General features: G+C 62.4%; 17 protein-coding genes (1 of these 17 only partly in view). 11 read left to right on the forward strand and 6 right to left on the reverse strand.

Annotated features, from left to right (window positions below; all coding sequences use genetic code 11):
* The 3 genes in view from C2U40_RS22195 to pepQ are tightly spaced (at most 36 nt apart) and all read right to left on the reverse strand, a layout consistent with a single transcriptional unit that may run on beyond the window.
* Positions 1-395, reverse strand: the start of a protein-coding gene (locus C2U40_RS22195) for a TrkH family potassium uptake protein (protein WP_011704169.1). Its footprint begins 1063 nt before the window's first position; the window shows 395 of its 1458 coding nt (coding positions 1-395); its start codon is at positions 393-395; its stop codon lies off the left edge, out of view.
* A gap of 36 nt (positions 396-431) precedes the next feature.
* Positions 432-1049, reverse strand: coding sequence for a YigZ family protein (locus C2U40_RS22200; RefSeq protein ID WP_103828988.1), 618 nt, complete (start codon positions 1047-1049; stop codon positions 432-434).
* Positions 1049-2371 (reverse strand): Xaa-Pro dipeptidase, encoded by a 1323-nt coding sequence (gene pepQ, locus C2U40_RS22205; protein ID WP_041218417.1) that lies wholly within the window; start codon positions 2369-2371, stop codon positions 1049-1051. Before pepQ ends, C2U40_RS22200 begins: the two co-directional genes overlap by 1 nt.
* A 190-nt stretch (positions 2372-2561) precedes the next feature.
* Here pepQ and C2U40_RS22210 point away from each other — a divergent pair, with 190 nt between their 5' ends.
* From C2U40_RS22210 to C2U40_RS22235, 6 genes are all read left to right on the forward strand, one after another.
* Positions 2562-4499: an acetoacetate--CoA ligase gene (locus C2U40_RS22210; protein WP_103828987.1), complete on the forward strand. Its 1938-nt coding sequence runs from the start codon at positions 2562-2564 to the stop codon at positions 4497-4499.
* Positions 4500-4701: 202 nt separating this feature from the next.
* Positions 4702-6849, forward strand: coding sequence for a fatty acid oxidation complex subunit alpha FadB (gene fadB / locus C2U40_RS22215; protein WP_103828986.1), 2148 nt, complete (start codon positions 4702-4704; stop codon positions 6847-6849).
* A gap of 21 nt (positions 6850-6870) precedes the next feature.
* Positions 6871-8034 carry an acetyl-CoA C-acyltransferase FadA gene (fadA, locus tag C2U40_RS22220; RefSeq protein ID WP_016348993.1) on the forward strand — a complete coding sequence of 388 codons (1164 nt, stop codon included), beginning with the start codon at positions 6871-6873 and terminating at the stop codon, positions 8032-8034.
* 324 nt (positions 8035-8358) lie between these two features.
* Positions 8359-9081, forward strand: coding sequence for a response regulator (locus tag C2U40_RS22225; protein ID WP_016348992.1), 723 nt, complete (start codon positions 8359-8361; stop codon positions 9079-9081).
* A 51-nt stretch (positions 9082-9132) separates the two neighbouring features.
* Complete coding sequence (locus C2U40_RS22230; RefSeq protein ID WP_042064458.1) at positions 9133-10578, forward strand: ATP-binding protein; 1446 nt, start codon at positions 9133-9135, stop codon at positions 10576-10578.
* A 4-nt stretch (positions 10579-10582) separates the two neighbouring features.
* Positions 10583-11821, forward strand: a complete 1239-nt coding sequence (locus C2U40_RS22235) for an ABC transporter substrate-binding protein (RefSeq protein WP_103828985.1) — start codon at positions 10583-10585, stop codon at positions 11819-11821.
* Positions 11822-11893: 72 nt separating this feature from the next.
* Here C2U40_RS22235 and C2U40_RS22240 read toward each other — a convergent pair whose 3' ends face one another.
* Entirely contained in the window at positions 11894-12085 is a 192-nt protein-coding gene (locus C2U40_RS22240) for a hypothetical protein (RefSeq protein WP_005307420.1), read from the reverse strand.
* Positions 12086-12256: 171 nt separating this feature from the next.
* Between C2U40_RS22240 and tusA the strand changes: the two genes are divergently transcribed.
* The gene (gene tusA / locus C2U40_RS22245) at positions 12257-12502 is read left to right on the forward strand and encodes a sulfurtransferase TusA (RefSeq protein WP_005307416.1); all 246 of its coding nucleotides are present in this window, start codon (positions 12257-12259) and stop codon (positions 12500-12502) included.
* A 21-nt stretch (positions 12503-12523) separates the two neighbouring features.
* Positions 12524-12871 carry a RidA family protein gene (locus C2U40_RS22250; protein ID WP_045528576.1) on the forward strand — a complete coding sequence of 116 codons (348 nt, stop codon included), beginning with the start codon at positions 12524-12526 and terminating at the stop codon, positions 12869-12871.
* Between the two features lie 74 nt (positions 12872-12945).
* On the opposite strand, the gene C2U40_RS22255 is transcribed toward C2U40_RS22250, so the two are convergent.
* Positions 12946-13602, reverse strand: coding sequence for an OmpA family lipoprotein (locus C2U40_RS22255; RefSeq protein ID WP_016348987.1), 657 nt, complete (start codon positions 13600-13602; stop codon positions 12946-12948).
* 254 nt (positions 13603-13856) lie between these two features.
* Here C2U40_RS22255 and C2U40_RS22260 point away from each other — a divergent pair, with 254 nt between their 5' ends.
* Positions 13857-15893, forward strand: a complete 2037-nt coding sequence (locus C2U40_RS22260; RefSeq protein ID WP_103828984.1) for a bacteriohemerythrin — start codon at positions 13857-13859, stop codon at positions 15891-15893.
* Positions 15894-15970: 77 nt separating this feature from the next.
* Here the strand turns inward: C2U40_RS22260 and C2U40_RS22265 are convergent, their stop codons facing one another.
* The gene (locus C2U40_RS22265) at positions 15971-16552 is read right to left on the reverse strand and encodes a DNA-3-methyladenine glycosylase I (RefSeq protein WP_103828983.1); all 582 of its coding nucleotides are present in this window, start codon (positions 16550-16552) and stop codon (positions 15971-15973) included.
* A gap of 209 nt (positions 16553-16761) precedes the next feature.
* On the opposite strand from C2U40_RS22265, the gene glyQ reads away from it, so the two are divergent.
* Positions 16762-17691, forward strand: coding sequence for a glycine--tRNA ligase subunit alpha (gene glyQ / locus C2U40_RS22270; RefSeq protein WP_010672400.1), 930 nt, complete (start codon positions 16762-16764; stop codon positions 17689-17691).
* A gap of 9 nt (positions 17692-17700) precedes the next feature.
* Entirely contained in the window at positions 17701-19770 is a 2070-nt protein-coding gene (glyS, locus tag C2U40_RS22275; protein ID WP_103828982.1) for a glycine--tRNA ligase subunit beta, read from the forward strand.
* Positions 19771-19825: the final 55 nt, after the last annotated feature.

Genomic DNA, 19825 nt, shown 5'->3' on the forward strand with positions numbered 1-19825 from the left:
TGGCGATAGAACAGAAACGCCTTGGGCAGGTTGTCCAGCCCGGTGAGCACGGTCGCCCCCGTGGTGGTCAGGCCGGAAAACGACTCGAAGAAGGCCTCCGATACCGTCATGCCGGGCACCTCTCCCAGCAGGAACGGCAAGGCCCCCACGCTGCCCAGCACCACCCAGAACAGCACGACGATGAGGAAGCCTTCCTTGGATCTGAGATCTTTCTTCTGATGGCGGTTGGGAAACCAGAGCGCGGCACCGAGCAGCAGGGCGATGAAGAAGGAGTTGACGAACTCGGCACCACCGCCATCACGATAGCCAAAGGCGACCAGCGCGGGCAGCAACATGGTCGAACTGAACAGCGCGACCAGCAGGCCAACGATACGAATGATGCTCAGAATCTGCATTCCGGCTCCCTCTTCAGACTAAAAGAGCGATGGATTCTAGCCATCTAAGGGACGAAGGGATACCCGACCCTGGGTTCGGTCGGTCAATTCCTGTGCGATTCTGCTCCAAACAGCGGCTTCCCACGCCACCTGCAGGGTGACGCAGGCGCCGTAGTCGGCCGCCAGCAACTGACCCTGATGCGCCTGGATCAGCGCTTCCACCGCTCCCATGTCGGTATAGTCACACTGGATAAGGGAGGCTGTCTGCTGGCGCTTGATGCGGGTTTCGAGCTGCTTGAGGGCCGCGCCCACGCCACCGCCATAGGCCTTGACCAGGCCGCCGGTGCCCAGCAGTACCCCACCGTAATAGCGCACCACCACGGCGGCGATCTCCCCGAAACCGGCCCCCATCAGCTGGGCCAGCATGGGCTTGCCGGCGGTACCCGAGGGCTCGCCGTCATCGCTGAAACCGTACACCTGACTGTCCTGCGGGGCACCGGCAACAAAGGCCCAGCAGTGATGCCGGGCCCCGGGATGTTGCTGTTTTATCTCGCCGATCCAGGCTTTGGCGGCCTCTACGGTCGGCGTGTGGGCGATATAAGTGATGAAGCGGCTCTTCTTGATCTCCTCACTCACCTCCAGCGGTGCGGCCGGTATGGAATAGTCTTCCGCCATCAGAGCCCTGCTTGTCTGGTCAGGTTTTCCACCCCGTTGGCGTGCAGCACCACGTTGTCTTCGATGCGGATGCCGCCATAGGGACGCAGCGCCTCGACCTTGTTCCAGTTGACCCGCTTGCCCTGTTCACCGAGGCGCAGCGGCTCCAGCAGGCTGTCGATGAAGTAGAGACCCGGCTCGATGGTGAACACCTGGCCCACCTCCATCACCCGGGTGCAGCGCAGATATGGGAACTGTTCGGGGGCCGACAAGTGGGTGCCGCGCTCGTCCTGCATGAAGCCGCCGGCGTCGTGCACCTGCAGGCCGAGGAAGTGGCCGAGACCATGGGGGAAGAAGACGTTGGTCACCCCGGTATGGATCATCTCGTCCACCGACATATCCACCAGCTCGGTGGCTTGCAGCAGGCGCGCCAGTCGGTGGTGCATCTGCAGATGCAGCTCGCTGTAACGGCGGCCCGGCTTGATCTCCTCGATGATCTCCTGCTGCTGGGCATCCAGCGCCGCAATCAGATCGGCAAACTCACCGCGACGCCAGGCCCAGGTCCGGGTGATGTCGGAGGCATAACCGTGCACATCCACACCGGCATCGATGAGGAAGGAGTACCGCTCCGCATCGGGCACCCGCTGGGCGGAGAGGTGGGTGTAGTGCAGGATGGCCGCATTGCGGTTGATGGCGACGATATTGCCGTAGGGCGCCTCATTGGCCCCCTGCCCGACCGCCTTCATGTAGGCCAGGTTGATCTCGAACTCGCTCGCCCCCGCCATGAAGGAGTCCTTGGCCGCAATGTGGCCGCGCACCCCGATGCGGTTGGCATCGCGCAGGCATTCCAGCTCGTAGGCCGTCTTGTAGGCGCGATGATAATGCAGATAGTTGAGCACCGCCTCCGGATTGGGCTGGCCCAGCCCCAGCAGCTCGGCCACCTCCAGGTGGCCGCCCAGATAGGCCCACTCCTGCTTGTTGGCCGGCAGGTGATCGGCAATCTGCTCCGGACGGGTCAGGAAACGGATATCGAAGAAGTCGACCCAGAAGGCGTTGGGCAGCTCCGCCACCTTGTGCCAGAAATCCACCGGCCGGTAGAACAGCAGCACCGGCTTGTTCACGCCGTCCACCAGCAACCAGCAGTGGGGATTGTCCAGCACCGGCAACCAGGCCTTGAACTGGGGGTTCACCTTGAAGGGGTAATCCTGATCATCGAGGAAGATGCGGTGGGTCTGGCCGGAGTGGATGGCCAGACCGCTCAGTCCCTGCTGTTGCAGTATGTCGCGGGTGCGCTGCTGCAAGGTGTCGAGGTGCTGGGCAAAAAGTTGGCTGTAGCTGCTCATGGCGTCCTGCTCCGGGAGAAATGTGGTTTCAGCATAACATCAAGCGAATCAAGGCTCGAACCGTCAAGCAATCGCTTCGTGAGGTAACGCATACGTTACAAGGCTTTTGTTATGAAACAAAAACCAACCATTAACAAATAAAAAACAATTCAATACACTGCCGGTAGATACATGCAGTCAGGGACTACTCATGCACAACCTTTGCCTGTGGCAACCGGATCAGGAGCGGATTCAGCAATCCAACCTCCAGCACTTCATGGCCGAGGTCAACCGCTTCCACGGCATGCAGCTGCACAGCTACGCCCAGCTCTACCAGTGGTCGGTGGAGAAGACAACCCGTTTCTGGCCGCTGGTGTGGCAGCACTGCGGCGTCAAGGGCGAGCTCGGCAACATAGTGGCGGAGAACCGCCAGGAGATGCAGCGCACCCGCTGGTTCCCCGACAGCCGGCTCAACTTCGCCGAAAACCTGCTGCGCCGCCAGGATGACACGCCGGCCATCATCTCCCGCATCGAGGGTAGCCCCAGCCAGACCTTGAGCTGGCGCGAGCTGGCGGATCAGGTCGCCAGGCTGGCCCAGTGGCTGCGTGGCCAGGGCATCGGCCGGGGCGATGTGGTGGCGGCCTACCTGCCCAATATCCCGCAAACCGTGGTGGCCATGCTGGCGACCACCAGCCTGGGGGCGATCTGGACCTCCACCAGCCCCGATTTCGGCGAAGCCAGCGTGGTGGAGCGCTTCGGCCAGACCCGGCCGCGGGTGCTGTTTGCGGTGGATGGCTATCGCTACAACGGCAAGGCCATCGACATCCAGGACAAAGTGGCGGGGGTCGTCGGCCAGATCGACAGCATAGAGCAGACGGTCATGATCCCCTTGCTGGGCCATCCCCTGCAGCTGGGCCACGACTGGCGCCAGATCCTGGCCAGCCAGCCGGATGCCAGCCTGCAGTTCGAGCCAATGGCCTTCAATGACCCGCTCTACATCCTCTATTCGTCCGGCACCACAGGCAAACCCAAGTGCATCGTGCACGGCATAGGCGGCACCCTGCTGCAACATCTGAAAGAACACCAGCTGCACTGCGACATCAAGCCGGGGGAGCGCATCTTCTACTTCACCACCTGCGGCTGGATGATGTGGAACTGGCTGGTGAGCGCCCTCGCCTCCGGCGCCACCCTGGTGCTCTACGACGGCTCCCCCTTCTACCCGGACGGCAACGTGCTGTGGGATCTCGCCCGCGACGAAGAGGTCGCCCTGTTCGGCACCTCGGCCAAGTATCTCGATGCGCTGCACAAGCAGGGCTATGCCCCGATCAAGACCCACCAGCTGCCGCAGTTGCGGCTGATCTGCAGCACCGGCTCCGTGCTGTCGCCGGAGGGATTCGACTACGTCTATCAGCAGATCAAGCGGGATGTGCAGCTCAGCTCCATCTCGGGCGGCACCGACATCTGCTCCTGCTTCGTCATCGGCAACCCCATCAGCCCCGTCTACCGCGGCGAGAGCCAGGGACGCGGCCTCGGCCTCGCGGTACAGGTGTTCAACGAAGCGGGTCAGCCGGTGCAGGGGGAAAAGGGCGAGCTGGTCTGCACCAAACCCTTCCCGGCCCAACCCATCGGTTTCTGGGGGGACGACAGCGGCGACAAGTACCACGCCGCCTATTTCGAACGGTTCGACAACATCTGGTGCCATGGCGACTGGATCGAGCTGACCCCGACCGGCGGCATCCTGTTCTACGGTCGCTCCGACGCCACTCTCAACCCGGGCGGCGTGCGCATCGGCACCAGCGAGATTTACCGCTACGTCGAGCAGCTGGAGGAAGTAGAAGAGAGCATCGTCATCGGCCAGCAGTGGCAACAGGACGAGCGGGTGGTGCTGTTCGTCAAGCTCAAGCCAGGCCTCATGCTGGACGAAGCGCTGCGCGAGCGCATCCGCCAGCAGGTACGCCTGCACTGCACCGCCCGTCACGTGCCAGCTCGCATCCTGCAGGTGGACGCCATTCCGCGTACCAAGTCCGGCAAGATAGTGGAGCTGGCGGTGCGGGAAGTGGTGCACAACCGGCCCGTCAACAACACCCACGCCCTCGCCGATCCCGAGGTGCTGAGCCAGTATCGCGACCGGCCCGAGTTGGCCAGCTGAGGCCACACAAGGTTAATAAAGGCGTCATCAGACGCCTTTATTTTGGTTGTTAATCTGAGGCGAGCTTTTACTCGAGATCTGTTAAACGAATGTTTTAAATAGGTGTTGAAATTGTCTTATTTTGGATCAATAGTGAGCCTCGCCCCCTGCTGGGGATAAAGGAGCACCACCCCCCACCATGTGGGAACAAGGAGACACTCTCATGATCTACCAAGGCGAAACCCTGACGGTCAGCTACCTCGAAGACGGCATTGCCGAGCTGAGGTTCGATGCTCCGGGTTCAGTCAACAAGCTGGATCGCGCTACCCTGCTCTCCCTGAGCGAAGCGATCGCCGCATTACAACAAGAACGTGAACTAAAAGGTCTGATCCTCACCTCCGGCAAAGACGCCTTCATCGTCGGCGCCGACATTACCGAATTCCTGGAACTGTTCGATCTGCCGCAGGCTGATCTGCTCGGCTGGCTGAAAAAGGCCAACGACATCTTCAGCGCCATCGAAGATCTGCCGGTGCCCACCCTCTGTGCCATCAAGGGCCACGCCCTGGGCGGCGGCTGCGAGACCATTCTCTCCACCGACTTCCGGCTGGCTGACACCAGCGCCAAAATCGGCCTGCCCGAGACCAAACTCGGTATCATGCCCGGCTTTGGCGGCACCGTCCGTCTGCCGCGGGTGATCGGCGCCGACAACGCGCTGGAGTGGATCACCACCGGCAAGGATTACCGTGCCGATGACGCCCTCAAGGTGGGCGCCATCGACGCCGTGGTCGCGCCAGAGGCACTGCAGGGCGCTGCGCTGCAGATGATCAAGGACGCGATCAAAGGCAAGCTGGACTGGCAGGGCTGCCGCGCCGCCAAGAAGGCCCCGCTGCGCCTCTCCAAACTGGAAGCCATGATGAGTTTCACCACCGCCGCCGGCATGGTTGCCGCCGTGGCGGGCAAACATTACCCGGCGCCGATGACGGCGGTGAAAACCGTCGAAGCCGCTGCCGGTATGGGTCGTGACGAGGCGCTGGCCGTCGAGGCACAGGGTTTCATCAAGCTGGCCAAGACCGATGTCGCCAAGGCGCTGGTCGGTATCTTCCTCAACGATCAGCACATCAAGGCGCTGGCCAAGAAAGCGGCCAAGCAGGCAGCCAAGGCCACTAGCCACGCCGCCGTACTGGGTGCCGGCATCATGGGGGGCGGCATCGCCTATCAGTCTGCCAGCAAGGGCATTCCGGCGGTGATGAAAGACATCAACGAGAAGGCGCTGGCGCTTGGCATGAATGAGGCCACCAAGCTGCTCAACGGCCAGCTCGAAAAGGGCCGCATCGACGGCATCAAGATGGGCCAGGTGCTCTCTGCCATCACCCCGACCCTCAGCTATGACAACGTCAAAGGCGTGGACGTTGTGGTCGAAGCCGTGGTCGAAAACCCGAAAGTGAAAGCCGCCGTACTGGGCGAAGTGGAAGGGATCATCGGCGAAGACGCCGTGCTCGCCAGCAACACCTCCACCATTCCTATCTCCCTGTTGGCCAAGGGACTGAAGCGCCCGCAGAACTTCTGCGGCATGCACTTCTTCAACCCGGTGCACCGCATGCCACTGGTAGAGATTATCCGCGGCGAGCAGACCTCCGATGAAACCATCAACCGCGTGGTGGCCTACGCCGCCGCCATGGGCAAGTCCCCGGTGGTGGTCAACGACTGCCCTGGCTTCTTCGTCAACCGCGTGCTCTTCCCCTACTTCTTCGGCTTCAACAAGCTGGTCGCCGATGGCGCCGACTTCGCTGCCGTCGACAAGGTGATGGAGAAGGAATTTGGCTGGCCGATGGGCCCCGCCTACCTGCTGGACGTGGTCGGCATCGACACCGGCCACCACGCCGGTGACGTCATGGCGCAGGGCTTCCCGGCACGCATGAGCAAGGAAGGCCGTACCGCCATCGATGTGATGTACGAAGTGAATCGCTTCGGTCAGAAGAACGGCAAGGGCTTCTACGCCTACGAGCAGGACAAGAAGGGCAAGCCGAAAAAGGTGGCCGACGCCGCTGCTTACGAGCTGCTGGCCCCCATCGCCAAGCCGAAACAGGATTTCGACAAGGACGCCATCATCGCCCGCATGATGATCCCGATGATCAACGAGGTGGTGCTCTGTCTGGAAGAGGGCATAGTCGCCACGCCAGCCGAAGCCGACATCGCGCTGGTCTACGGTCTGGGCTTCCCTCCCTTCCGCGGCGGCGTGTTCCGCTATCTGGACACTATCGGTCTGGATCGCTACGTGGCCATGGCCGACCAGTATGCCGACTTGGGCCCGCTCTACCGCGTCAGCGACAAGCTGCGCGAGATGGCTGCCCAAGGCAAAACCTTCTACTGATTGCGGAAAGGAGATCCATTCATGAAAGACGTAGTCATTGTCGACTGTATCCGGACCCCGATGGGCCGGTCCAAGGGCGGCGCCTTCCGCAACGTGCGTGCAGAAGACTTGTCCGCGCACCTGATGAAATCCATCCTGCTGCGCAACCCCAACCTCGACCCGAACGAGATCGAGGATATCTACTGGGGCTGCGTGCAGCAGACCCTGGAGCAGGGCTTCAACATCGCCCGCAACGCCGCGCTGCTGGCCGGCATTCCCAAGCAGGTGGGGGCGGTCACCGTCAACCGCCTGTGCGGCTCCAGCATGCAGGCGCTGCACGACGCCTCCCGCGCCATCCAGGTGGGTGATGGGGATATCTTCATCATCGGCGGTGTCGAGCACATGGGCCACGTACCGATGAGCCACGGGGTGGACTTCCACCCCGGCATGGCCAAGTCGGTGGCGAAAGCCTCCGGCATGATGGGGTTGACCGCCGAGATGCTCGGCAAGCTGCACGGCATCAGTCGTCAGCAGCAGGACGAGTTTGCCGCCCGCTCCCACCGCCGCGCTCACGCCGCCACCGTGGAAGGCCGTTTCGCCAAGGAGATCGTCGGGCTGGAAGGCCATGACGCCAGCGGCGCCCGCTTCTTCTACGACTATGACGAGGTGATCCGCCCGGAGACCACGGTAGAAACCCTGAGCCAGCTGCGCCCGGTGTTCGACCCGGTCAACGGTACCGTCACCGCCGGCACCTCGTCGGCCCTGTCCGATGGCGCCGCCGCCATGCTGGTGATGAGTGCGGATCGCGCCAAGGCGCTCGGCCTCACCCCGCGCGCCCGGGTGCGCGCCATGGCCGTCGCCGGCTGCGATGCCGCCATCATGGGTTACGGCCCGGTGCCGGCCACCCAGAAGGCGCTCAAGCGGGCCGGCCTGACCATCGGCGACATCGACCTGTTCGAGCTGAACGAGGCGTTTGCCGCCCAGTCCCTGCCCTGTGTGAAGGATCTGGGTCTGCAAGACGTGGTGGATGAGAAGGTGAACCTGAACGGTGGTGCCATCGCCCTGGGTCACCCGCTCGGCTGCTCCGGCGCCCGCATCTCTACCACCCTGCTCAACCTGATGGAAGAGAAGGACGCCACCCTGGGGGTTGCCACCATGTGCATCGGCCTGGGTCAGGGCATCGCCACCGTGTTCGAACGAGTGTAAGTATCCCCCTGACCGGCTCGCCGGTCGGGGCTGTATTGATAGAGAGGAACCCGTTCCTGCTTCCCGGCGAAGCGGGCTCCTGTCACCTGTTTTGGGGTCGGTCTGCTCGGCCCGTCATCGAGTCTGTGGAGTGCGCCACACGGGGTGCACTTCTGCCGTCGGAATCTGCGTATTGGCCGGCCCGTTTGGGTCGGCCTTTTTTATTTGCACGGCAGGATATGGGAGGATATTGCCCATAACCTCACATTAGATGGGGGGCTTGCTTGCTTTTTGCGCCCCTGACAGGTTCAATCTGCACAAAAAAATGGGTGGATGCACATACATATGTCAACGAGCAAACAACTGCTGATCGTCGACGACGACCAAGAGATCCGCGAGCTGCTCAACGAATACCTGACCAGGGCCGGCTTCGAGGTATTGACCGCAGCGGAGGGCAACGAGATGCGCAAGCAGCTCGCCCAGCACAACCCGGACCTCATCATTCTCGATATCATGATGCCGGGCGACGACGGTTTTACCCTCTGCCAGCAGATCCGTCGCGACTCCCAGGTGCCCATCATCATGCTGACCGCCGCCTCCGACGAAGCGGACCGGGTGATCGGCCTCGAGCTCGGTGCCGATGACTACATCGCCAAGCCCTTCAGCCCGCGCGAGCTGCAGGCCCGCATCAAGGCGCTGCTGCGCCGCGCCGAATTCCGCCAGCCGGAAAAAGAGAAAGAACCGAGCCGCCGGCTGCGCTTCGCCGAGTGGACTCTGGATACCCTGAGCCACCAGCTGACCCACGAGGATGGCAGTCTGCTGGATCTCTCCGGCAGCGATGCCCTGCTGCTCGGCATGTTCCTGCAACAGCCCGGTGTGGTACTGGACCGGGATACCATCTCGGACGCCACCCGCGGTCGCGAGAGCCTGCCGATGGAGCGCGGCATCGACGTGCAGATCAGCCGCTTGCGCCAGAAGCTGGGTGACAACGGCAAGAGCCCGCGCATCATCAAGACCATTCGCGGCAGTGGCTACATGCTGATCGCCGAGGTGCACGAGATCCCATGAGAGCCAGCAAGGTAGCGACGGCATGCTGATCGACACAAGGCGAGAGATCCCATGAGTACCAGGTGGTTCTGGCGGGCGCTGGTGCCCCGTTCCCTGCTGTCGCGGATGCTGCTGCTGTTGCTGCTGGCGATCCTGCTCTCCCAGACCATCCTCACCGGCATCTGGATGCAGCAGATCCAGAAGCGGGAGCTGGAAGGCATGCTCAGCACCACCCGCAACCTGGCGCTGTCGGCCGCCTCCACCGTCAACTTCTTCAAATCCCTGCCGTTGCAGTACCGCCACATCGCGCTGGACCAGCTGCGCAACATGGGCGGCAGCCGCTTCTTCGTGTCACTGAACGAAGAGGAGATCCACATCAGCGCCATCCCCGACAGCGAGCGCAAGACGCTGGTGCTCAAAGAGGTGCAGGGGGTGCTGACCCGCAAACTCTCCGACGCCATGGCGATCAAGGTGGACTTCTCGCGCCCCGAAGAGCTGCACGTCTTCAACAACGACACCCTGCTGGCGGATCTGCCCTCCTCCTGGGCCCGCTACACCCTGTCGCTGGAGCCAATCAATCCACCTGTGCTGGTGACCCAGATCGAAATAGAGCCGGGTGAGTGGCTCTATCTGGCAGCCCTGCTGCCGGCCCCCTACATGACGCTCGACGATACCGTCATGCCCAGCAACCAGGTGCGCTTCATCGCCCTGATGACGGTGTTCCTCTGCTTCTTCACCTTCCTGCTGGTGCGCTGGCAGACCCGGCCGCTGCGCCGGCTGGCCAAGGCGGCGGTCAACCTCGGCAAGGACATCGACCAGCCCTCCCTGAAAGAGGAGGGGGCCTCCGAGATCGTGGCGGCGACCCGCGCCTTCAACATCATGCAGCACCGCATTCGCCGCTATATCGACGATAGAGAGCGGTTGTTCAGCTCGATTTCCCACGACCTCAAGACCCCCATCACCCGGCTGCGGCTGCGGGTCGAACTGCTCGACGACGAGCAGCAGATCGCCAAGTTCAACAAGGACCTGGACGAGCTGGAGCTGATGGTGAAGGGGGCGCTGCAGACGGTGAAAGACACCGACATCCACGAAAACATCGAGCAGCTCGACATCGACGCCATGCTGGAGCAGATGGCGGAAGCCATGAACCTGCACGACGAGCGGCTGACCATCGAAGGCCACTGCAAGCAGCCCTACCGTGGCAAGCCGCTGGCCCTCAAGCGTTGCATCGGCAACCTGGTGGACAACGGCATCAAGTACGGCCAACGGGTGCGCATCATCATCATGGACGACGAGGAGATGCTGATCCTGTTCATCATGGACGAGGGTCCCGGCCTGCCGGAGGATCAGTTCGAACGCATCTTCGAGCCCTACTACCGGCTCAGCACGGATCTGGCCGGCACCGGTCTGGGTCTGGGCATTGCCCGCAACATAGCACACGCCCACGGCGGCGATCTGGTGCTGGAAAATCGTCCGCAGGGCGGCCTGCAGGCCACCCTCTCCCTACCAAGGCAGTAACCTTATGAAGTGGTTGTCTTTTTCTGTCATCGCCCTGCTCTCCCTGCCTGTAAGCGCCTCCCAGGTGGAGGTACTGCACTGGTGGACCTCCGGCGGCGAGGCCAGGGCGGTGGAAGTGCTCAAGTCCGAGTGGACCGAGCAGGGCAACCAGTGGAACGACTTCGCGGTGCAGGGGGGCGGCGGCAAGAACGCCATGACGGTGCTGAAAAGCCGGGCACTGGCGGCCAATCCGCCGGAGGCGGCCCACCTCAAGGGGTTCGAGTTGCGGGAGTGGGCCGGACTCGGCTTCCTGCGCGATCTCACCCCCATGGCCGAACACCTCGGCTGGTATCTCCAGCTGCCGCCCATGGTGCGGGAGACCCTCAGCCAGAACGGTGCCCTGATGGCGGTGCCGACCGGCATCCATCGGGTCAACTGGCTGTGGCTCAACCGCAAGATCTTCGAGCGCAACAAGCTGACGCCGCCCACCAGCTGGGCCCAGTTCGTGACCGTGGCCGATCGGCTCAAGCAGCAAGGGATCACCCCGCTCGCCATCGGCAACGAGCCCTGGCAGCTGGCGGTGCTGTTCGAAACGGTGGCACTCGGCGAAGGGGGCAAGGCGTTCTACCGCAAAGCCTTCGTGGAACAGGACAGCGCCACCCTGACCGGCCCCGACATGGTGCGGGTGCTGACCCGCTTTCAGCAGCTGCGCGGCTATGTGCCGGAGAAATACGCCGGCCTGAAGTGGCACCAGGCCACCAACCTGCTGGAGAGCGGCGGCGCCGCCATGCAGATCATGGGGGACTGGGTGAAGGGGGAGCTGAGCGCCGGCAACTACCGGCCCGGCGAGGATATCGAGTGCCTGCCGAGCCCCGGCAGTGCCAACCTGTTCAGCTACAACCTCGACTCTATCGCCATGTTCAAGCAGAGGGATCCTGCCCAGCTGCAGGCCCAGGGCGAGCTGGCCCAGCTGCTGATGACGCCGCGCTTCCAGCAAGAGTTCAACCGGGTGAAAGGTTCGATACCGGCGCTGACCAAGCCGGACATGAGCAAGTTCGACCGCTGCGCCATCCGCTCCTATCAGGATTTTCTGCTGGCAGAGCGGGAGGGCAACCTGCTGCCCAGCATGGCGGAAGGGATGGCGACGCCGACTAACATGCGCCAGGCGATCATGGATGTGCTGAGCAACTTCTTCAACGACCCCAGAGCCAACCCGCAGCAGACGGCACTGCATCTGGAGCGGGCCATGCGCTCGACCCGCTGACGCTTTTCGCGGCGGCCAGAAACGACAAAGGCGGATGAGATATCCGCCTTTGTCGTTATGAAAGTATTGGGGTCAGGATTGATCGTTTTCGTCCTCATCCTCGTCGTAGTAATCGCTGAGCTCGATCCAGAGCCCCAGTCCGATCATCACCATGGAACCGAACCAGGTGCCGGTGTTACCGATCGGGCTGCCCATCACTATCATGGCGAAAGACAAGAACCCCATGCCTGCGTAGGCTTGTAATCTGCCGTAGGAGACCTGCATATTCACACCTCCTTGTTGAATATGGTTCAATTTTTATATTACTCATACGGCGGTGAGTGGGTAGGCCCAGATAACACTTTGGTTACATATGCTGCCAGTTGCCGGAGTGGTTTGATTATTTTTTCGCCGTGAGTATCATTGGCAGCTGATTTGGTTGAAGGTTGATTATTGATGAGTGCTTTATTCTGCGACGCAACTCACGAGTTGGACGCAATCGGGCTTCGTTGTCCCGAGCCAGTGATGATGGTTCGTAAAAAAGTGCGGTTGATGGCTGACGGGGAGACCCTGCTGGTCAGTGCCGACGACCCCTCAACCACCCGCGACATCCCCAGTTTCTGCCGCTTCATGGATCACACCCTGGTCGCCAGCGAGACAGAGCAGGCCCCTTACCGCTATCTGATCCGCAAGGGTCAGTGAGCCCCAACACCGGAGCAATCCATGCCAGCCATTACCCGAATCGGCACCACCCAGCGTTGGTCTGACGTGGTCATTCACAACGGCACCCTCTACGTGGTGGAAGTACCCGCCACCGAGACCGCCGATATTCACCAGCAGACCCGTGAAGTGCTGGAGAGCCTGCAGCGCCTGCTGGAAGCCAACGGTTCCGGCGTCGACAAGATCCTGATGGCCAACATCTATCTCAAGGACATTGCGGACATCGCGGCCTTCAACGAGCAGTGGGATGCCTGGATCCCGGCTGGCACAGCGCCGGTCCGCGCCTGCGTACAGGCCCGTCTGGCCCACGAAGGCTACAAGGTCGAAGTGCAGCTGACTGCCGCCGTCTAAAGCCCGCAACGCCGGATAACAAAAGGCCCCGCCATCGCTGGCGGGGCCTTTTTCATGGCTGCGAACCGGACCGCTTAGGCGGTCGGGGTCAGGGTGATGGTCACCCGACGGTTCTGAGCCTTGCCTTCGGCGGTGCTGTTGGTGGCAACCGGCTGATCCGGGCCCACGCCGCTGGTGGAGATACGGCTGCCGGTCACACCCTGGCCGATCAACTGGGCGGCGACGGCATCAGCGCGCTGGGCGGAGAGCTTCATGTTCAGCTCGCGGGAACCAGTGCTGTCGGTGTGACCGACCACGTTCAGGCGAGTCTTGTCGAACTCGGCCACCACCATGGCCACACCAGACAGAGTGTTGGCACCGGCCGCTTTCAGCTGGGCGCTGGAGCTGTCGAAGGTGACGTTGTTCGGCATGTTGAGGATCAGCTGATCACCGTTGCGGGTCACGCTGACACCGGTGCCCTGCAGCTTCTCGCGCAGCTTGGCTTCCTGCACGTCCATGTAGTAGCCGATACCACCACCCAGCGCGGCGCCGGCGGCCACGCCGGTCAGGATCCCCTTCTTGCGGTCACCCTTGCTGGAGGAGAGCGCGCCCACGGCGGCGCCAGTGGCCGCGCCAGCCAGCGCGCCCCAGGCGCCCTTGGAGGTCTGGGATTCCCCAGTGTAGGGGTTGGTGGTACAGCCGGTCAGGGCTACGAGCAGAGCAACGGCGGGAACAAGTGTCTTGAAATGCATGAAAAACCTCTAAAAAAACCGACTCAAATCCAAAGAGGGCGCATTCTACCCCAGAGGTGTGCCAAGATGTGACGTTATCAACATCACGCTCCTCTCCGCCCCCCCCCCCCAGTATCCGCAGGCCGGCTGGATGCCGCCTGAACCGGTAGCCGGATCAAGCTCACAACTGTGACCTATCTCCTTGTGCAACGGGCCAAAATGCGCCCCCTTTGGCTACTATTGAATGCACTATCAACAGGAGTTCGAGGTCTCTCATGTCCGCACTGCTTCGCAACGTCTCGATCCGGCACCTGCTGCTGAGTGCCAGCCTCATCATTCTGATCACCATGGCGCTGGGCGGGCTCTGGCGCAGCAGCCTGACCGCCCGCCTCGGTGAGCTGCCCAACCAGCTCATCGTCAGCGCCAACGAGCAGATCGCCCTGCAGGAGCTGCGTTATCACACCACCCAGGTCCAGCAGTTCCTGACCGATGCCGCCGTCTCCGGCGAGATGGACTCCATCGGCGAGGCCGAACAGCATGCCCAGGCGGCCCGCCAGTTGCTGGAGCGGCTGCCGCAGCTGAAAGCGCCACTCACCCCGCTGCTGGCCCGCCAGCTGGAGATCGGCAAGCGGATGGTGGACATCTATCTGAAGGAGGGGCGCGAGGCCGGCAACCAGCTGATGAAGCAGCCGACCGAAGGGTTTGACGCCCTTACCGACAACATCGCCAGCCAGGTCGAAGCGATGCTGGAACAGCAGCAACACCAGTTCCAGCAGCGGGAGCAGGATATCCGCGGCCAGAGCGAGGCCCTGCAGCATCAGGACATGCTGCAGTTGGCCGTCAGCCTGGCCATCATCCTGTTGATGCTGCTGCTCATCTACTTCAAGACCGTCGGCCCGCTGCAGCACCTGATGGGCCAGCTGGTCGAGCTGGCGAATCACAGCCACAACCTCACCTTCCGGCTGCACAGCCAGGGCAAGGACGAGTTCGCCTATCTGGCGGAGGTGTTCAACCGCTTCCTCGGCAATATCGACAGCCTGATCGGTACGGTGCAGCAGGTTTCGCGCAAGACCCATGACAAGATGGCCCTGCTGATGTCGCACTCCGGCAGCACCCTCAGCAGCATGCAACAGGCCCAGCAGAATACCGACATGCTGGCGACCGCCATCAACGAGATGACCGCCACCGTTCACAACATCGAGCACAACACCGAGCAGGCCAGCCAGGATACCCTGCTCACCCAGCAGCAGGCTCACGACGGCCAGCGGCAGGTGAGCCAGACCATCTCCCTGATCCGGCAGGTGGCCGATCACATCGAGCAATCCGCCGGGGAAGTGACCCAGCTGGATCAGGAGAGCACCCAGATCGGCAACATCCTGCAGGTGATCCGCACCATCTCGGAACAGACCAACCTGCTGGCGCTCAACGCCGCCATCGAGGCGGCCCGGGCCGGTGAGCAGGGCCGCGGCTTCGCGGTGGTGGCCGACGAGGTGCGCCAGCTGGCGACCCGCACTCAGGCCGCCACCATCGACATCCAGCAGCGTATCGAGGCGCTGCAGCACAACACCCGCCATGCGGTGACCACTATGCACACCACCCGCAACGTGAGCGAACAGGCGGTCAGTCAGGCGGCGGGCACCGGCGAGACCCTGACCGCCATCGTCGAAGCCATCACCCGGGTCAACGACATGAACGGCCACATCGCCACCGCCGCCGGCCAGCAGGCCCAGGTCACCGAAGAGACCAACCGCAATGTGATGGAGGTCGCCAGCATCGCCCGCGAATGTCTGGAGCTGGCGCGCCAGAGCCGCAGCCACACCCGGGACATGAACCAGGCCAACGAGGAGATCGGCCTCATCAGCGATCAGTTCGACGTCAGCAAGGCAGGCTCAGCCAGCCAGGATCAGGAGCTGCTGCACTGGAACGAGGCCTTCATGGTGCAGGTGCCCAGCATGGACAGCCAGCATCTGGGCTTGTTCGAGGCGATGAACCGGCTCTACCAGGCGGTGCTCGACAAGAGCCCGGCCCAGCTGCGCAAACAGCGGCTCGACGAGCTGCTCAAGCTCGCCACCCAGCACTTTGCCGACGAGGAGCGCGTGATGGAGCAGGCGGGCTACCCCGAGCTGCGCCGCCACAAGCAGGAACATGCCCGGCTGCTGGCGGAGCTCGACACCCTGATGCAGCGCAACGGCACGGACGACGAGGAGTTCAACATGGAGCTGCTGGTGTTTCTCAAGAACTGGCTGCTCAACCACATCTCCAAGGTCGACAAACAGTACTCAGGCACGCTGCGTCAGGCCGGGATCGCCTGACGGACACCATGGCTGACGCCATGCCGATATGCAAAAGGGAGGCATCAGCCTCCCTTCTCTTTTGCCTTGCGCCCGGTTTATTGGCACGCAGGCCCCTGTTGGCACTCGGCGTGGCAGGGGCAGGTCACCAGATGATCGTTCACCATCCCCACCGCCTGCATGAAGGCGTAGCAGATGGTGCTGCCGACGAAGGTGAAGCCACGCTTCTTGAGCGCCTTCGACATGGCATCCGACTCCGGCGAAGTCGCCGGAATGTCGCCATTGCCCTGGCGCTGGTTGACGATGGGGGCGCCACCCACGAAGCCCCACAGATAATCGACAAAGTCGATGCCTTCCGCCTCCAGCGCCAGATAGGCGCGGGCATTTTTGATGATCGACTGCACCTTGAGCCGGTTGCGGATGATGCCGGTGTCTTGCATCAGCCGCTCCACATCCTGCTCGTCGAACTGCACGATGCGCACCGGATCGAAGTCGGCATAGGCGCGATGGTAGCTCTCGGTGCGCTTCAAGATAGTGATCCACGACAGCCCCGCCTGCTGGCCGTCGAGGCAAAGCTTGGCAAACAGCTCGCGGGCGTCATGGACCGGCCTGCCCCACTGTTTGTCATGGTATTCGATGTATTCCGGGTCTTTGGTCACCCAGGCGCAACGCAACTCCATTCCCTCTCTCCTGTCATTTCATCCAATCCCCGGGGTCGATGCCAACCCGGGCGTGGGAGTGCCGACAACCCCTCCCGCCCAGGCCCGACGCAGCGCCATCACATTAATCCACTGTAATTTCGCCTATTATCCGACCATGCCAGACGGTATACTCCTTCGGTTCACATTCAGCAAATCTTGCTCTGATTTCATTTCGCGCGAAAAAAATTATGCAAAAATTCGATGTCAAAACCTTTCAGGGCCTGATCCTGCAGCTGCAGGACTATTGGTCCCGCCAGGGCTGTACCATCATTCAGCCGCTGGATATGGAAGTGGGTGCCGGTACTTCTCACCCCATGACCTGCCTGCGCGCCCTGGGCCCCGAGCCCATCGCCTGCGCCTACGTGCAACCGTCCCGCCGTCCGACTGACGGCCGCTACGGTGAAAACCCGAACCGCCTGCAGCACTACTACCAGTTCCAGGTGATCATCAAGCCTTCCCCCGACAACATTCAGGAACTCTATCTGGGCTCCCTGAAAGAGCTGGGCATGGATCCTGAAATCCACGACATCCGCTTCGTGGAAGACAACTGGGAAAACCCGACCCTGGGTGCCTGGGGTCTGGGTTGGGAAGTGTGGCTGAACGGCATGGAAGTGACCCAGTTCACCTACTTCCAGCAGGTTGGCGGCCTCGAGTGCAAGCCGGTCACCGGCGAGATCACCTACGGTCTCGAGCGTCTGGCCATGTACATTCAGGGCGTCGACAGCGTCTACGATCTGGTCTGGTCTGACGGCCCGCTGGGCAAGACCACCTACGGCGACGTGTTCCACCAGAACGAAGTGGAGCAATCCACCTACAACTTCGAACACGCCGATGTGGAGTTCCTGTTCCACTGCTTCGAGCAGTACGAGAAGGAAGCCCAGAATCTGCTGGCACTGGAAAAACCGCTGCCGCTGCCTGCCTACGAGCGCATCCTGAAAGCCGCTCACTCCTTCAACCTGCTGGATGCCCGCAAGGCCATCTCGGTCACCGAGCGTCAGCGCTACATCCTGCGCATTCGCACCCTGACCAAGGCCGTGGCAGAGGCATACTACGCCTCCCGCGAAGCGCTGGGCTTCCCGATGTGCCAACGCGGCAGCAACGAGAACAAGCAAGGTTAAGGAACGGACATGGCACAACATACATTTCTGGTAGAGATCGGTACTGCTGAGCTGCCGCCCAAAGCCCTGCGCTCCCTGGCCGAAGCCTTTGCCGACAACTTCAAAGCCGAACTGACCAAGGCCGATCTGGCCTTCGGCGACGTCGAGTGGTTTGCCTCCCCGCGCCGCCTGGCGCTGAAGGTAAGCGAGCTGGCCGGCGAACAGCCGAGCAAGAGCGTCGAGAAGCGCGGCCCGGCCGTGGCTCAGGCATTCGATGCCGAAGGCAAGCCGACCAAGGCTGCCGAAGGCTGGGCCCGTGGCAACGGCATCACCGTTGAGCAGGCCGAGCGTCTGGTCACCGACAAGGGTGAGTGGCTGGTTCACACCGCCAAGGTCGAAGGCCGTCCGGCCAAAGATCTGCTGGGCGAGCTGGTTAGCCAAGCACTGGCCAAACTGCCGATCCCGAAGATGATGCGCTGGGGCGACAAGACCATCCAGTTCGTGCGTCCGGTGTTCACCGTGACCCTGCTGCTGGATGGGGAGCTGGTGCCCGCTCACATTTTGGGTATCGACTCTGCCCGCACCATCCGCGGTCACCGCTTTATGGGCGAGAGCGAGTTCACCATCGACAACGCCAGCCAGTACCCGCAGATCCTGCAGGAACGCGGCATGGTGATTGCCGACTTCATGGCGCGCAAGGCCAAGATCAAGGCTGACGCCGAAGCGGCCGCTGCCGCCTTCGGTGGCGTGGCCGATCTGGACGACGCCCTGCTGGAAGAGGTCACCGCACTGGTCGAATGGCCGGTGGTGCTGACCGCCAACTTTGAAGAGAAGTTCTTGGCCGTGCCGGCTGAAGCGCTGGTGCACACCATGAAGGGTGACCAGAAGTACTTCCCGGTCTACGACAAGAACGGCAAGCTGCTGCCGAAGTTCATCTTCGTCACCAACATCGAGTCCAAAGACCCGAGCCAGATCATCAGCGGCAACGAGAAGGTGGTTCGCCCCCGTCTCTCTGACGCCGAGTTCTTCTTCAAGACCGACCTCAAGCAGACCCTGGCCTCCCGCCTGCCGCGCCTTGAAACCGTGCTGTTCCAGCAACAGCTGGGCACCGTCAAGGCCAAGGTCGAGCGCATCGAGACCGTCGCCGGCTTTATCGCCGAGCGTATCGGCGCCGATGTGGCTCAGGCCAAACGTGCCGGTCTGCTCTCCAAGTGTGATCTGATGACCAACATGGTCGGCGAGTTCACCGACACCCAGGGTGTCATGGGGATGCACTACGCCCGTCACGATGGCGAAGACGAAGCAGTGGCCGTGGCCCTCAACGAGCAGTACATGCCGCGCTTTGCCGGTGATGCCCTGCCGTCTGGTCTGGTTGCCTGCGCCGTCGCACTGGCCGACAAGTTCGACACCCTGGCCGGTATCTTCGGCATCGGCATGCTGCCGAAAGGTGACAAGGACCCGTTCGCCCTGCGTCGCGCCGCCATCGGTGCCCTGCGCATCATGACCGAGAAGCAGCTGGATCTGGATCTGGTTGAACTGGTTGAAGAAACAGTACGCGTCTACGGCGACAAGCTGACCAACAAAACCGTCGTTACCGACGTGGTCGACTTTATGCTGGGCCGCTTCCGTGCCGCCTATCAGGACGAAGGCATCGGTGCCGACGTGGTGCTGGCCGTGCTGGCCCGCCGCCCGACCCGCCCGCTCGACTTCGATCGTCGCGTCAAGGCCGTCAGCCACTTCCGCACCCTGGATGCCGCACTGGCACTGGCTGCCGCCAACAAGCGCGTGAGCAACATTCTGGCCAAGGTCGAAGGCGAACTGCCGACTGCCGTCAAACCGGAACTGCTGGTCGATGCCGCCGAGAAGGCGCTGGCCACCCAGGTTGCCGAACTGCAAGCCGAACTGGCCCCGCTGTTCGCTGCCGGTGACTATCAGGCCGCCCTCACCCGTCTGGCCGCCCTGCGCGAGCCGGTCGATACCTTCTTCAACGAAGTCATGGTGATGGCCGACGACGAAGCCCTCAAGGCCAACCGTCTGGCACTGCTGAACAACCTGCGCAACCTGTTCCTGCAAGTCGCGGATATCTCCCTGCTACAGTGATCTTGGTCGAGTAAGTGACATAAAAACGGCGCCGAAAGGCGCCGTTTTTTATTGG

It is taken from the genome of Aeromonas sp. ASNIH4 (assembly GCF_002934425.1).
Classification (GTDB): Bacteria; Pseudomonadota; Gammaproteobacteria; order Enterobacterales; family Aeromonadaceae; genus Aeromonas; species Aeromonas hydrophila.